Consider the following 13,495-nt stretch of genomic DNA (forward strand, 5'->3'; position numbering starts at 1 on the left):
GGCGGCGATGTCCGGTGGACCGGTGTGCTTATGTTATGCGGGAATAAAAAAAATTATAAATAGCGATTTAGAATATATATATATTCGCGTTACTGCTGAGCCCCCTAAATCACTTCGCATCGCCGATCAATCAGCGCGCCCCGGCAGCAACAGCACAAATATCGTCTCCCCGCCTCGCCCATGCACCACCATCAGCCGCCCACCATGGGCCTCGACGATCGACTTGCAGATGGCCAGGCCCATGCCCATACCGCTGGCCTTGGTGGAGTAGAACGCCTGGAAGACTTGTTCGCTGTTTGCCGCAGCGACGCCAGGACCGCTGTCCTCGACCATCAACAGCACCCCTTGCGGCAGCGCCCGCAGCTCCAGGCGCAGCAGCCGTGCGGCGGGCTCGACCCGGTGCATGGCCTCCACCGCATTGCTGATGAGATTGAGCACCACCTGCTGCAATTGCACCGGGTCGCCCTGCAGCGCGGGCAGCGGATCGATGAGCATCCGCACGGCGACGTGTTTGTCCTCCAGCTCCGCGCGGGTCAACTCCACGACGCGACGCACCAGTGCGTCGAGGGCCAGCGGCTGACGGCGCATGGGCTCCTGGCATGCCAGCGAGCGCATGGCACTGACGATATCGGCGGCGCGGCGGCCGTCGCTGAGGATGTCGCGCACGCCCTCGGTGGCTTCTTCCAGCGCCGGGGTATCGCGTTCCAGCCAGCGCAGGCTGGCACTGGCGTTGGCCAGGATCGACAGCAGCGGCTGGTTGATTTCGTGGGCGATCGAAGCAGCGAGCTCGGCCAGCACCGTGCGCTGGCTGATCTGCGCCATCTCCGCCCGCGCGCTGCGCAATGCGGCCTGGGAGCCCACCAGCCGCGTTTCGCTGTCGCGCCGCCGGCGGTTCTCTTCCAGCAAGTCTTCGTAAAGCCGCGCGGTGGTCAGGGAAATCGCCGCCTGCGCGGCCAGTACTTCGAGCACGTCGACCCTGGCCGGGTTGAACACCCCGGCCACCAGTAGATTTTCCAGGTACAGGGCGCCAATGATCTCGCTTTGTTTGAGCAACGGCACGCACAGCACCGAGCCGGTGCGGCGGCCACGCAAGTACGGATCATCGACGAAGCGTTCGGGATGGCGGGCATTTTCAATGACGATCGAGCGCCGGCTGCGCAAGGCGGTCCGCACCAGGCTCAAGGGCAGTTCATCGGCCCGCGGGGCATGGCGCACCAGGCTGACGTCAACGCCCTCGGCACTGGCGTGCCCGAGCGCTTCGACGCTGAGGTTGTCGCCTTGCATCAGCAGCAACGTGGCATGGCTGGCGCCGGCATGCACGATAGTATTGGCCAGCAGGGTCTTGAGCAGTTGCTCGACCTGCAGCTCGCGGGAAAGCGCCTGGCAGGCCTTGGTGATGGACATCATGTCCAACTGTTGCTGACCGCCTGGCAGGTCGACGCTGGCTCGGGGGCCCATGGCCTGCTCTTGCAGATAAGGATGTTGCGCTTCCATCTGCTCGGCCAAGCCGTGGGCACCCCATTGCCGCCAGGCATCGCGCGCCTTGCGCAGGTGGGTGCGGGTCGACACCGTCAGGCCCAGCGCCTGATGACAGCGGCTGGCCAGCTCGTGGGCCAGGCCCTGAATGTGTACCGCGCCACAGCCCAGCGCCTTGGACACCGACGCGTCGTACAGGCGCAGCGCCTCCAGGGTCTGCCCTTTGGCGCGCAACACCTCGGCGCGGCCCAGATCGAGACGATCGCCGAACGCTTTGGGGTTGAGCGACGCCAGGTACTGCAGGCGCTCCATCGGGTGCTCCAGTGCGCTCAGCGAGGCAGGCGAACCGTCCAGCCGGGCTGCACTGTTGAGCACCGAGAACAACGCCAGATCAATCAGATGAATATGCGCCGGCGCCGCCCAGCTGAGCGCCCAGGCCTGATCCAGTTCGAGGCTGGCGCGCCGGAAGTTGCCTTCAAGATAGAAGAACAGCCCTTCGAACAGGTGCCACCAATACTGCGCCGGCCCGACGTGCGTCACCGCCATGCGCCGAGCCATTTCGTCACGACTGGGCAGCGCTATAGCGCCCGAGCCCCCTCCCGCCAGCCGGCGAATGTACAGGGCCTGGATGAACAGAATGTTCTGGGAGTCGATGAATTCGAGGTTCTGCGCCAACGCCAGGCCGGTGTCGATCTGGCGCAGCGTACGCTCGATCGGCGCGCCCATCACCAACAGGTCGGAGACGATATGGTTGTTGGCATAACAGCCCATGACCGGCGTATCTTGCGCCAGGCTGGTGCGCAGCGCCTGCTCGGCACAGCCCAGGGCGAAGGGCAACGGCCGGGCCCAGGCACTGATGCGGTCCAGTGCCAGCAGCACCGAGGGGCGCTGCTCGACATAGCCGCGCTGATCGACCAGATGCAGCGCCATCTGCGCCCATTTGAAACCTTCGCCATGGCTGTCGTGGCGGTGCGCGCTGGACACCCCGAACCAGGCGAAGGTACGGGCGGCCGCAGCGCTGAGGCCATGTTCAAGGCTGAGCCGCACGCCGTGGCAGAGCAGCACGAACATCAAATTGCGCTGCACGAAGCAGCCGATGATGCCGGCGGTGGTCAGCAATCCGACCAAGCGGGCGATACGGCCGTCAGTGGTAACGGGCAGGTCGCTCAGGGAAGCGACCTGGCGCCCTGCCAGGCTAGCCTGTACCGCCCGCCAGGCCGCGTCGGCCTGGGCGTCATCGGGCGCGACATCGACCTGCAAGCCCAGACATGCCAACGCTTCGACGGCGGCACCGACGGCCCCGGCGTAGTCGCCGGCAAGCAGCAGAATCTCGGTCTTGAGAACGTACAGCGACGACAACGCCGCGCTGTCATCGACCCAGCCGAGCAACGCGACGATCTGTTCATCGGCCTTCAGGTACTGGGTGCTGAGGATCAGGCACTGGGCGCGCAGAAAGGCCATTTCATAGATCAGCGGCGAATCCGCTGGCGTCCCCTGTTCACTCAGCAAGTGCTGCGCGTGGGCCAGGTAGTCGAGCGCGAAGGTTGCTGCGGCGGCGTCCTTGGCTCGATAGGCGGCGCGCAGCAACAGATGAATGAAAGCCTGGCGCTGCTCATCGCTCAGCACCTGACTGTCGGATTGCAATACGTGGGCGGCGGTACGGAAGAGCTGCTCGGCAGTCGCGTTCGGGCACAGCGCCTGCACCAGACGCGTGGCGATACGGGCGTGCTCGGCGCCCAGTCGCTTGGGCAGCAGACGCAGGGCGGCTTCTTGTACCTGGTCGTGACAGAACAGCAGGCCATCGTGACTTTCGCGAATCAGACGGGCGCTCAAGGCAGGCGTCAGCAGCTCATCCAGTGCACTCGGCCAGACACCGCAAGCCGCCGCCAGCGAGGAGCGCTCGACGTGGCTGCCGAGCAGCGCCATGCACCCGAGCAATCGCCGGGTCGGCTCGGGCAGGCGCGCCATGCGCACGTCCATCACCTCGATCAGGTCCCCCACCGCCAAGTCTTCGGCCTGCGGCGGGCTCTCTTTGAAAGCCTGCAAGGCTTGGCTGACGAACAGTGGATTGCCGTCGCCCTGCGCCTGCAGCCGCTGCGCCAAGCGCAACGCGTCAGGCTCGGCGAGGGCCAGGCCGGCCCGAACCATGGCCAACACTTCAACGGTCTTGAGCCCCTGCAGCTGCACCTCGTCACGCGGTACGGGCAAGCCTCGCGCAAAGCTTAGGAGGCTCTGCAATGCCGTATTCTCGACGTCGCTGCGATAGGCCGCGATCAACAGCAGGTGCTGGAAATCCTCCGCGCGCAGCGCCTGGAAAAACGCCAGGCTTTCGCTGTCGAGCCAGTGCAGGTCATCAACGAACACGATCACCGGGCGCTCGGCACTGCCCAGCGCGCGCAAGGTGCGCAGGAACAACCCCAGCAGGCGTCGACGGTCTTGGGCGGCGATGGGCTCGTTGTCGCCGGGCAGTGGCCCAGTGACCCACTCCAGCTCAGGCACCAGGCGTGTCAGCAATTGTCCATGGGCACCCAATGCCGCCTTGAGCCGCACACTGCAGCGCTCGAGCTCTTCGGGCTCGTCGCCCACGACCCGCGTCAGCAACGAGGCCAGCACGCTGGAGAGCGCCGCATAGGGGCTTTTCTGCAGCCCCGCTTCGAATTTGCCACTGCCGAACATCAGCGACCCACCCGCGAGCTCGCCGCGCAATTGGCGCACCAACGCGGTCTTGCCCATCCCCGCAGGCGCCGAGATCCAGAGCATGCCACCCGATCGTCCGGCACTCAGGCGCTGAGCACTGGCGAGCAATTGCTGGTACTCGAGCGCGCGCCCGAGCAGCGGCGCGGGTGCGCTGACCAGGGCCTCGGCGTCGTGGGCGCCGATGGGTTCGTTGATATGACCGAATTCGTTCCACTCACTCAAGGCCTGGCGCAGCTGCGCGGCCAGCACCGCCGCACTGGCGAAGCGTTCGCTGGCGGATTTGGCCAGCAACCCGTCGATCAAGCGTTGCAAGGCGTTGGGCAAACCCGGGCGATACTGCGCCAAGGGCACCGGCGCTACCGCAACGTGCTGGTGCAACCAGCCTGCGGCATCGTTGGCGTTGAACGGCAACTGCCCGGTGAGCAATTCGAAGAGGCAGACGCCCAGCGAATACAGATCGCTGCGCTGATCAGCCCCGTGATTGAGGCGCCCGCCCTGCTCCGGGGACATGTAGGGCAGGCTGCCGCTGATGGCATCGGCGTCCGATGGCTGGGGCAACTGTGGATGTGCCGCCAGCATGAAGCCGCTCAGGCGCAGCTGATTGTCGCTGCCGAGGATGAAATGCGCGGGCTTGATGTCGCGGTGGGTGATGCCCTGATCGTGGGCCGCCGCCAGGGCCGATGCTGCCGCCGTGGCCAGACGCAGAAAACGCCCGACCGCAATCTGCCCATCCGCCAAGGCCGATAGCGGCCGCCCGCCGTTATCATCGAGCACCAGCAGCGGCCCTTCGCTGGAGTGCAGCTTGAGCATCGGCAGCACCGCCCAAGCCGGTTGCAGGTAACCCGCAAACAGCAACTCGCGGTCCAACCGGCGCACATCGGCCTCACTCGCCTCATCGCGCGAGCGCACCACCAACCAGCTGCGCGTGGCCATGGGCGAGCGCACCCGCCACCACACCAGGCCGCCGTGATCCTGCAGCAGCGTCCACTCCAGATCACCCAGCCACTGCTCGTCGAAACGCTCGGCATCGGTCCGCAGATTGACGGCAGCCCAGGCCAGGCTATGGGGGTCGAGTGCGGTCATGGTCGCAGGCTGTCCATTGGGTTAATGCAACACGCACGACTCAAGCGTGGCTGCGGGGCAAGGGTTCAATGCACAGAGAGTATGGCGTTATAGCGAAGCAACTGATTTGCGCGCAAGTTTATTGCCTGCAGCATGAATGCTATGGATCTAGGCGAAACGCCCTGTTTACGGGGAATCAGGGCAAAGCAGGGCGCGAGCGTGGCCAGATTGAGCACCTCAATGTCCGTATTGGGCACCAAGCGTTAGAGCGAAAACACCAGAGCGTCAGAGATGACATTCGGGTCAATATTCCCAGGCATATGCACAGGCATGCAGCGCCTGACCTGACCCGTCACTCCTGCGGCGCGCACTCGACGCGGTTGCGCCCTGCTCGTTTGGCTCGATACAGCGCCGCGTCTGCCGCGCCGTAGGCCGTGTCGAACGGCGTGCCGGCGGCATTGGCGCTGACGCCGAAGCTGGCGGTGATCAGCCGTTGTACGGGTGTGTCGAACACGTGCTCGGCGATGGCCAGACGCATGGACTCGGCCAGCGTCTGGCCCTGTTCGAGGGAAGCCGCAGGGACGAGAACGGTGAACTCCTCGCCCCCTACTCGCCCTACCTGTCCGCAGGCACCGACGACCTGGCGCAGGCAGTCGACGATGCCCTTGATTACCGCATCGCCCACCGGATGACCGAAATCGTCATTGACCCGCTTGAAATGATCGATGTCCAGCACGACCACCACGGCGCCGGCAGTGCCTAGCATTTCGCAGGCTCTATCGATGATCGCCCCGCGGTTGAGCACCCCGGTGAGGGCATCGTGGGTGGCACGGTATTCCAGCTGCCGGGCCAGGGTGCCGAGTTGCAGGTTGAGGGCGTTCATCTCCCGTTCGGCACGGTCGCTACGGCCTATCAGACGGCGGGTCTCGCGCATCAGGCGTTCGAAATGCAGCATGATTTCCACCAGCGATTCGCGGTACACCGTCGCGGTGACGCCTGACGCCGCGAGGGTCTGGCGTACGCGTTCCAGGGCCTGGGTTTCGCTTTCGAAAAGGTCGGGTAAATGCGCTGCAGTGTTGGCGATACTGTGCATGGCCCTGGCTCCTGTCAGGTGGTCACCGGATGATCGGTGAAGAGGATCGCGGTGAAATCGGCTTGCAGCTCTTCGCCGAACTCGAAAATGGTTTCGTCTTCAGCGTCGTGGTACCAATTCATGTGCACGGTGTTGCCAGCCTGAGCGGCCTGGTCCAGCGCGTCGAACAGGCTGAACAGCATCTTGGTGCTGGAGCTGTTGAAGTACGCCAGCGCGATATCGGCAGTGATGGTCTGGCCTTCGCAACCGGCCAGGTACTCGCGTAGCTGCTGGATGATCGGCGCGTAAAAGGCGGCGGCGTTTTCGGGATACGACTCGCCCTTGAGCGTCAGCCGATGCTCATCGAAGCGAAAGTCGACCCGCGGTGACGTGGCCGTTGCAGCAATTGACAGGTTATCCATGGAGTCGGTCTTCCGTTGCAGTCAGATGATGGCCTTGAGGCAGAACACGGTGGTCTCAGGATCGTCCTCGCGGACCCTGAAGGCGAACTCAAGCGGTGCGCTGGCGTCCCGCGCCATGGTCAGGAACCCCAATCCCGCGCCCTTGCTGTGCTCGGGCGTTTCGGCGCGCAGCGAGACCTTGTAAGCCTGTTTTATTTGCTCCAGCGACATGCTGCGCAGCGGCTCGAGCTTGTCGCGCAACGCTTGGACTTCGCCACTGGCGATGGGGTTGGCACATAGCATGAAGTGCTGGTCACCCTCGACGCTGATGCACACCGCGCCCTGGCGCACCGAAGCCTCGTCACTGCCCAGCGCATCGGACGAGTAGTGAATGATGTTCTGCGACAGCTCGACAAACGATGAAAACAACCGACGCCGGGTCGGGCCGCTGACGCCCGCCACCTCCAGTTGCAGCTTCACCACTTCGGCCATCGCCGAGACGATGCCATGGGAGAAGTAACCCTGGTGATAGAAAATCACCTGGCGCTGCTGGGCGAGCTCCAGGAACGCATAATCGTGTACAGACAAAGCACAGGTCATTGACGGCTCTCCTAGAGGCGGGCACAAAAAAGGGTCAGGTCATCGCGGCGCACCTGTTCGCCCTGCCACTGCCGCAGGGCAGCCTGCAAGGCCTCGCCCATGGCGTTGGCGGGCGCATGGCGGTGCGGCAACAGTGTCTCCATGGCACGGCGCCGGCCGAAGGCGATGCGCCGTGGGCCGCCGATCTGATCGGTGAGGCCATCGGTGCAGATGAACATCAGGCTGTCGGCCGGCATGGGCACGCAGATATCGCTCCATTGCTGGTCGATATCGCTGTCGACATAACCCACACCCATGCGCTGACCCGGGATGGACTCGAAGGCCTCGGCATCAGGGCGCAATACGTGCAGCGCGATGCGTGCGCCGGCGAACGTCAGGGTCTGGTGGACGTTATCGAACCAGAACAACGCTGCATCCAGGCCGTCGTCGGACTCCGGCACCTGCGCGGTGCCCTGCTCCTGGCCCAGCAGGCTCTTGACGCTGCGGTTCACTGCGGCCAGCAAGGCGCTCGGCTGGCGAGGACCGAGCTGCGCCAGTGCCTGGGTCAAGGACGACGACGCGATCAGGGTCATGAACGCCCCTGGCACCCCGTGCCCGGTACAGTCGGCGATCGCGCCGAACCAGCCATCGTCATAGCTGGCAAAGTGATAGAAGTCGCCACCCACCACATCCCGCGCGCCCACAGCAAGGCGGCGTCTGCCAGGGTGGCGGCCAGCGTATCGCGCGAGGCCCGCAACATGGCGCGCTGAATGACGCTGGCGTACTCGATGCTCTGCATCATCTGGCGGTTCTTTTCCGCCTGCATCTCGGCCACCACGGCCATCAACTGCAAGCCGTTGCCAAGGCCGGCGAATTGGCCATCACGGGTGATGATAAAGCCGTCGGCCAAGGCCTTTTCGCCCGACTCGACTGTCTTGAACGTCAGCGCTTCGATGCTCATCTGCGCGTCGACGATCAGCGGCTGCTTGTCCATGAAGGCAATGCAGCTTTTACGATCGTAGAGCTCGCGGTGAAAGGGCCGGCTCATCTGCGACATGAAAATAGTGCGATTGATCAGGCCGATTGGCCGACCGTGCTCGAGCACGGCCAGGGACACCAGCTCGCGGTGCGTTGAAAACAGGTCCATGACCACGATATTGAGCGCATCGGCATCGACGGTCGGCGCCGCTTGGCACAGGTCGAAGGCGCAACGACGATTCCACGATCCGTCAGTGGCCGGCAGGGAGGGTAGCTTGGCGTTCATGCGACATACTTCACGCAGGTTTGAACGGGCGAGCTTAGGCCAGTGATATTAAAGTGATGTTACAGCGAAAAAAAGCGGCGGCCGCAGCCAAGACTGCGACCGCCGTGGGAACAGTGTTACTTGAGATCGAACCGGTCCAGATCCATCACCTTCGTCCATACGGCCACGAAGTCACGCACGAAGCGTGCCTGGGCGTCACTGCTGGCGTACACCTCGGCGATCGCCCGCAGTTGCGCATGGGAGCCGAACACCAGGTCGACCCGGGTGGCCGTCCACTTCGGCGCGCCGGTGGTGCGATCGACACCGTTGAAATACGTGGTACCGCCGGCCACCGGCTTCCACTCCGTGCCCATATCCAGCAGGTTGACGAAGAAGTCGTTGGTCAGGGCTTGCGGACGTTGAGTGAACACGCCATGGGCTGCACCGTCGACATTGATGTTCAACACCCGCAGGCCGCCAAGCAGCACGGTCAGCTGCGGCGCCGTGAGGGTCAGCAGTTGTGCCTTGTCGACCACCAGCGCCTCGGCCGAAACCTTGTAGTCACCTTTGAGGTAATTGCGGAAACCGTCGGCGATGGGCTCGAGAAATCCGAACGACTCGACATCGGTCTGCGCCTGGGAGGCATCGGTACGCCCTGGGGTGAACGGCACGATGATCTGCGTGTGCCCGGCGTTCTTGGCCGCCTGTTCGACCCCGGCGGCGCCGGCCAGCACGATAAGGTCGGCCAGGGAAATTTTCTTGCCCCCGGCCTGCCCGGCATTGAACTCGGCCTGGATGCTTTCCAGGGTCTTGAGCACGCTGGCCAGTTGCGCGGGCTGATTGACGGCCCAGTCTTTCTGCGGCGCCAGACGCAAACGACCACCATTGGCGCCACCGCGCTTGTCAGAGCCACGAAAGGTCGACGCGGCCGCCCAGGCGGTAGACACCAGCTGCGAGACCGACAGACCCGAGTCGAGCACCTTGGCCTTGAGCGCGGTGACGTCGTCGGCATCCACCAGTGGGTGATCCACGGCCGGAATCGGGTCTTGCCAGAGCAGTTCTTCGCTGGGCACTTCCGGGCCCAGGTAGCGCGCCAGCGGGCCCATGTCGCGGTGGGTGAGCTTGTACCAGGCGCGGGCGAAGGCATCGGCCAGCTGCTCGGGGTTGTCCTTGAAGCGTCGGGCGATCTTTTCGTATTCCGGGTCGAAGCGCAGGGCCAGGTCCGAGGTGAGCATGGTCGGCGCGTGACGCTTGGCCGGATCATGGGCATCGGGAACGGTGCCGGCACCGCCGCCATTGACCGGCCGCCACTGGTGGGCACCGGCCGGGCTCTTGGTCAGCTCCCAGTCGAAGTTGAACATGTTCTCCAGGTACTGGTTGCTCCAGCGGGTCGGCGTCGAGGTCCAGGTGACTTCCAGGCCGCTGGTGATGGCGTGCGCGCCCTTGCCAGTGCCGAAGCTGTTGCGCCAGCCCAGGCCTTGTTCTTCAAGGCCAGCGGCTTCGGGCTCGGGGCCGACGTTTTCAGCGGGCCCGGCGCCGTGGGTCTTGCCGAAGGCGTGGCCTCCGGCGATCAGCGCGACCGTCTCTTCGTCGTTCATGGCCATGCGCCCGAAGGTCTCGCGGATGTCCTTGGCCGAAGCGACCGGATCGGGATGGCCTTCCGGGCCTTCAGGGTTGACGTAGATCAAGCCCATCTGCACCGCGGCCAGGGGGTTTTCCAGGTTGCGACCGGCGCCGTCGGTGCGGCCGTGCTCAGTGCCATGCAGGTCGGGCTCGGCCACCAGGGTGCCCTCGCCAGCGGCGGCTTTGCCGTAGCGTGAGTCGCCACCCAGCCAGGTGGTCTCGGTGCCCCAGTAGACGTCCTCGTCCGGCTCCCACACGTCAGCACGACCGCCGGCATAGCCGAAGGTCTTGAAGCCCATGGACTCGAGCGCGACATTGCCGGTGAGGATGATCAGGTCGGCCCAGGAGATATTGCGGCCGTATTTTTGCTTGACCGGCCAGATCAGCCGGCGGGCCTTGTCGAGGCTGACGTTGTCGGGCCAGCTGTTGAGCGGGGCGAAGCGCTGCTGGCCGGCGCCGGCACCGCCACGACCATCGCCGGTGCGATAGGTGCCGGCGCTGTGCCAGGCCATGCGGATGAACAGCGGACCGTAATGGCCGAAATCCGCTGGCCACCAGTCCTTGGAGTCGGTCATCACCGCCAGCAGGTCGGCCTTGACCGCCGCCAGATCGAGGCTGTTGAAGGCGGCGGCGTAGTCGAAATCGCCGCCCATGGGATCGGACAGTGAGGAATGCTGGTGGAGAATCTTCAAGTTCAACTGCTTGGGCCACCAGTCATGATTGGTGGTACCACCGCCAGCGGCGTGATTGAACGGACACTTCGATTCTGTAGCCATGGTTGCTGTTCCTTTGGTCTTGATCACCCGCTGCTGCCCTGGGGGCGGCGATGTCCGGATGTGGTCGATGGCATGGTCAGGAGCATATTGGCCTGTACCGATTGCGCATTCAGTTGTGATCATCAGGCTCTGACGAATCGGCCTGGGCCGATGCAGCTTCAAGATTAGACGCCGAGGGGAAAGAGTGCCACACCCACCTGGCGGTCGTGGTGAAACTGCTGTTTTTGGCCAGTCAATGCAGATGCCAAAGATCTCTCAGGGCAGATACAACCGGAACAATCCGCCGCCCAGCGCGCCGCCGTTGGCCAGTTCGATCCGGCCATGCACGCCATTGCGCTGATGCCGCTCGGCGATGCGAGCAGAGAAGTACAGGCCCAGCCCGGTGCTGCCGCTCACCGGATTGATGCCCTGCACGAAATCGGATTGGCGCTCGATCATCTCGGCGGGATAACCCGGGCCGTCGTCATTGATGCTCAGCACCAGTTGCCCTTGCGCTTCGCTGACCGAGACCTGAATGGCCTGGCGCGCGTAGCGAATGGCGTTGATGAGCACATTGCCGACCACCGAGCCGATCAGCTCGCGGTCGAAGAAGCCCAACGGGCAGAATGCATCGACCTCGCAGGTGGCGCTGATGCCGCGGCTGTCGAGCACCTCCTGATGCCCGGCCAGTTGCGCGCCGATGAAGTCATCCAGCTCGTGGTAGTCGGGCCGCAGCGGCAGTTGATTGACCCCCAGCTTATAGAGCCCCAGCAACTGCACCATCATGCCGTTGAGGTGGGCGAACTCGTAATCGATCACCGCGCGTTCGGGGCCATGGCGTTGCGCCTCGGGCAAACGCCCGAGCCATTCACCGTGGGCGCGCATGACCGCGGTCAAGGCGTTTTTCATGTCGTGCACGGTCGAGGCGATGACCATGGAAAAATCCAGACCCGCTTGCGATTCACTCATGCGCCGAACGCCCTGATCTGCAGTTTCTGGAAGCGCTCGAAGCGCGGATCGGTGGACGGCATCTTGCCGACCATGCGCAGGCAGTTCTGGCACTCCTTGAGCTGGGTCAGGTCCTGCTCCTCGCCTTTGCCCGGCAGCAACGCCTGCGCCAGGTTGAGGGCGATACTGATGTTTTTCGGCTGCAGCCCGAGGCCCTTGCGAAACATCTCTCGGGCCTGATCCATGTCGCCCGCCTTGTACGCGCGCACGCCCTGCAGGTTGAAGTCGATGGCCGCCTTGTTGGCACCCAGAATCGCCGGATCGTCGGTCTTGGCGGCGATGCGCAGCATGACCTGCGGGTCGTCACCGTAGATTTCCGCACAGCTTTTCAAGACCCCGGCAGCGGCCCCGGCCTGACCGAGGTTCTGCAGTTGGGTCGCCACTGTCAGCGCGGCGCCGGAGGTCATGAACTCGTCCATGCGTTGCAGACGTTCCATGGCTTCCTGGGTCAGCTTGGCGGCGGTCTCCGGATCGGATTTCTGCAGGCTGGTGGCGGTCATCAAGCGGGTACGGATCTGCAGGCCTTCGTCGCTGCCGTGCTCCTTGGTGACTTCACCCAGGGTGTTGTTGAGTTCGATACGGCTGCGGGCATCGAGGCCCTGATCACCGTTCTTGTTGAGCAGCGCATTGGCGAAGCCGAGATTGGTTTCCGGATTCTTGAACCGCGAGTGCTGCCCTTGCGAGACCGCGCTGCGATAGGCGCGGGTCGAACTTTCGAAGTCTTCGTTCTCGAACGCCAGGCGGCCCAACAGGCTTTGCCGGCGCACCGCCAGCGGCGACAGCTTGACCGCATCTTCGAGCACGCGTTGGGCGCGGCGCACTTCGCCGGCGGACACCAGCACGTCGGCCAGGCCGTCGTAGAGCGCCGGGAACATTGGGAAAGCTTCCAGCGCGTGCTCGTAGACGCCCTGCGCTTCGGCGATCTTGTTGCGTTTGAACAGCAGCGTGCCGAGCATCCGATACGCCCAGGGCGTGGGCCGATCGGCAATGATGCTCTTGAGCAGTTTTTCCAGCGCGTCGTGCTGATTGAGGTCACGCAGGGCGTCGGCCTGATAGCGCAGGCACAGCGGCGCGTAGCGTTGATCCTGCTGGGTCAGCTGCGCACAGGCGGCCAGCACCTCGTTCGGCTTACTGCGGTCCAGCGCCTGCAGGATCGGCTTGAGCAGGGTCTTGCGCTGAACCAGTTTATCCAGCCGCTGGGCCAGGCCGGCGCGGTTGAACGGCTTGGTCAGGTAGGCGTCCGGCTCCCATTCCAGGGCGCTCATGACCATCGCCTGAGTGTTCTCGGCGGTGACCATGATGAACACGCATTCGCGGCTCAGCAGCTTGTCGACCATCAGGTCCTCTAGCACGTGCTGGCCGTTCTTGCGGCCGTCGCCGAGGTTGAAGTCGTGCAGGATGAAGTCGTAGCGCTTGGCCGCGCACATCTTCAAAGCCTGCTCGCCAGTGTCCGCCGTGTCCACGTCCTTGACCCCGAGATCGCGCAGCATCGAACGCACGGAGCTACGGAAATCGGAAAAGTCATCGACGATCAGAAACTTTTTTTGGGTGTACGCCAAGATCAGCATCCTGTCAGAAA

The 13,495-nt window shown here is 64.2% G+C and carries 9 protein-coding genes; all 9 read right to left on the reverse strand.

Annotation, left to right across the window (positions count from 1 at the left end; genetic code table 11):
• Positions 1-126 precede the first annotated feature (126 nt).
• A complete protein-coding gene (locus tag REH34_RS03035; RefSeq protein WP_311970703.1) occupies positions 127-5,256 on the reverse strand; it encodes an AAA family ATPase in 5,130 nt (1,709 codons plus the stop codon).
• A 331-nt stretch (positions 5,257-5,587) separates the two neighbouring features.
• Entirely contained in the window at positions 5,588-6,328 is a 741-nt protein-coding gene (locus REH34_RS03040) for a GGDEF domain-containing protein (RefSeq protein WP_311970704.1), read from the reverse strand.
• A 14-nt stretch (positions 6,329-6,342) separates the two neighbouring features.
• Complete coding sequence (locus tag REH34_RS03045; RefSeq protein WP_226504770.1) at positions 6,343-6,729, reverse strand: DUF1987 domain-containing protein; 387 nt, start codon at positions 6,727-6,729, stop codon at positions 6,343-6,345.
• Positions 6,730-6,750: 21 nt separating this feature from the next.
• Positions 6,751-7,308 carry a SiaB family protein kinase gene (locus tag REH34_RS03050; protein WP_226504771.1) on the reverse strand — a complete coding sequence of 186 codons (558 nt, stop codon included), beginning with the start codon at positions 7,306-7,308 and terminating at the stop codon, positions 6,751-6,753.
• An 11-nt stretch (positions 7,309-7,319) separates the two neighbouring features.
• Entirely contained in the window at positions 7,320-7,880 is a 561-nt protein-coding gene (locus REH34_RS03055; protein WP_311970706.1) for a SpoIIE family protein phosphatase, read from the reverse strand.
• On the reverse strand, positions 7,877-8,551 hold the full coding sequence (locus REH34_RS03060) for a hypothetical protein (protein WP_311970707.1): 675 nt from the start codon (positions 8,549-8,551) through the stop codon (positions 7,877-7,879). The genes REH34_RS03055 and REH34_RS03060 overlap by 4 nt, the downstream gene beginning before the upstream one ends.
• Positions 8,552-8,667: 116 nt before the next feature.
• Positions 8,668-10,929 (reverse strand): catalase/peroxidase HPI, encoded by a 2,262-nt coding sequence (katG, locus tag REH34_RS03065; protein WP_311970708.1) that lies wholly within the window; start codon positions 10,927-10,929, stop codon positions 8,668-8,670.
• Positions 10,930-11,184: 255 nt separating this feature from the next.
• Positions 11,185-11,877 (reverse strand): HAMP domain-containing sensor histidine kinase, encoded by a 693-nt coding sequence (locus REH34_RS03070; RefSeq protein WP_311970709.1) that lies wholly within the window; start codon positions 11,875-11,877, stop codon positions 11,185-11,187.
• A complete protein-coding gene (locus REH34_RS03075; RefSeq protein ID WP_226504906.1) occupies positions 11,874-13,478 on the reverse strand; it encodes a tetratricopeptide repeat-containing response regulator in 1,605 nt (534 codons plus the stop codon). The genes REH34_RS03070 and REH34_RS03075 overlap by 4 nt, the downstream gene beginning before the upstream one ends.
• Positions 13,479-13,495 lie beyond the last annotated feature (17 nt).

It is taken from the genome of Pseudomonas baltica (assembly GCF_031880315.1).
Lineage (GTDB): Bacteria > Pseudomonadota > Gammaproteobacteria > Pseudomonadales > Pseudomonadaceae > Aquipseudomonas.

What these genes read in the sequence shown, in the direction of transcription:
- REH34_RS03035 (WP_311970703.1), bottom strand. Translation starts at nt 5,256, where the DNA reads ATGACCGCACTCGACCCCCATAGCCTGGCCTGGGCTGCCGTCAATCTG.
- REH34_RS03040 (WP_311970704.1), bottom strand. Translation starts at nt 6,328, where the DNA reads ATGCACAGTATCGCCAACACTGCAGCGCATTTACCCGACCTTTTCGAA.
- REH34_RS03045 (WP_226504770.1), bottom strand. Translation starts at nt 6,729, where the DNA reads ATGGATAACCTGTCAATTGCTGCAACGGCCACGTCACCGCGGGTCGAC.
- REH34_RS03050 (WP_226504771.1), bottom strand. Translation starts at nt 7,308, where the DNA reads ATGACCTGTGCTTTGTCTGTACACGATTATGCGTTCCTGGAGCTCGCC.
- REH34_RS03055 (WP_311970706.1), bottom strand. Translation starts at nt 7,880, where the DNA reads ATGACCCTGATCGCGTCGTCGTCCTTGACCCAGGCACTGGCGCAGCTC.
- REH34_RS03060 (WP_311970707.1), bottom strand. Translation starts at nt 8,551, where the DNA reads ATGAACGCCAAGCTACCCTCCCTGCCGGCCACTGACGGATCGTGGAAT.
- katG (WP_311970708.1), bottom strand. Translation starts at nt 10,929, where the DNA reads ATGGCTACAGAATCGAAGTGTCCGTTCAATCACGCCGCTGGCGGTGGT.
- REH34_RS03070 (WP_311970709.1), bottom strand. Translation starts at nt 11,877, where the DNA reads ATGAGTGAATCGCAAGCGGGTCTGGATTTTTCCATGGTCATCGCCTCG.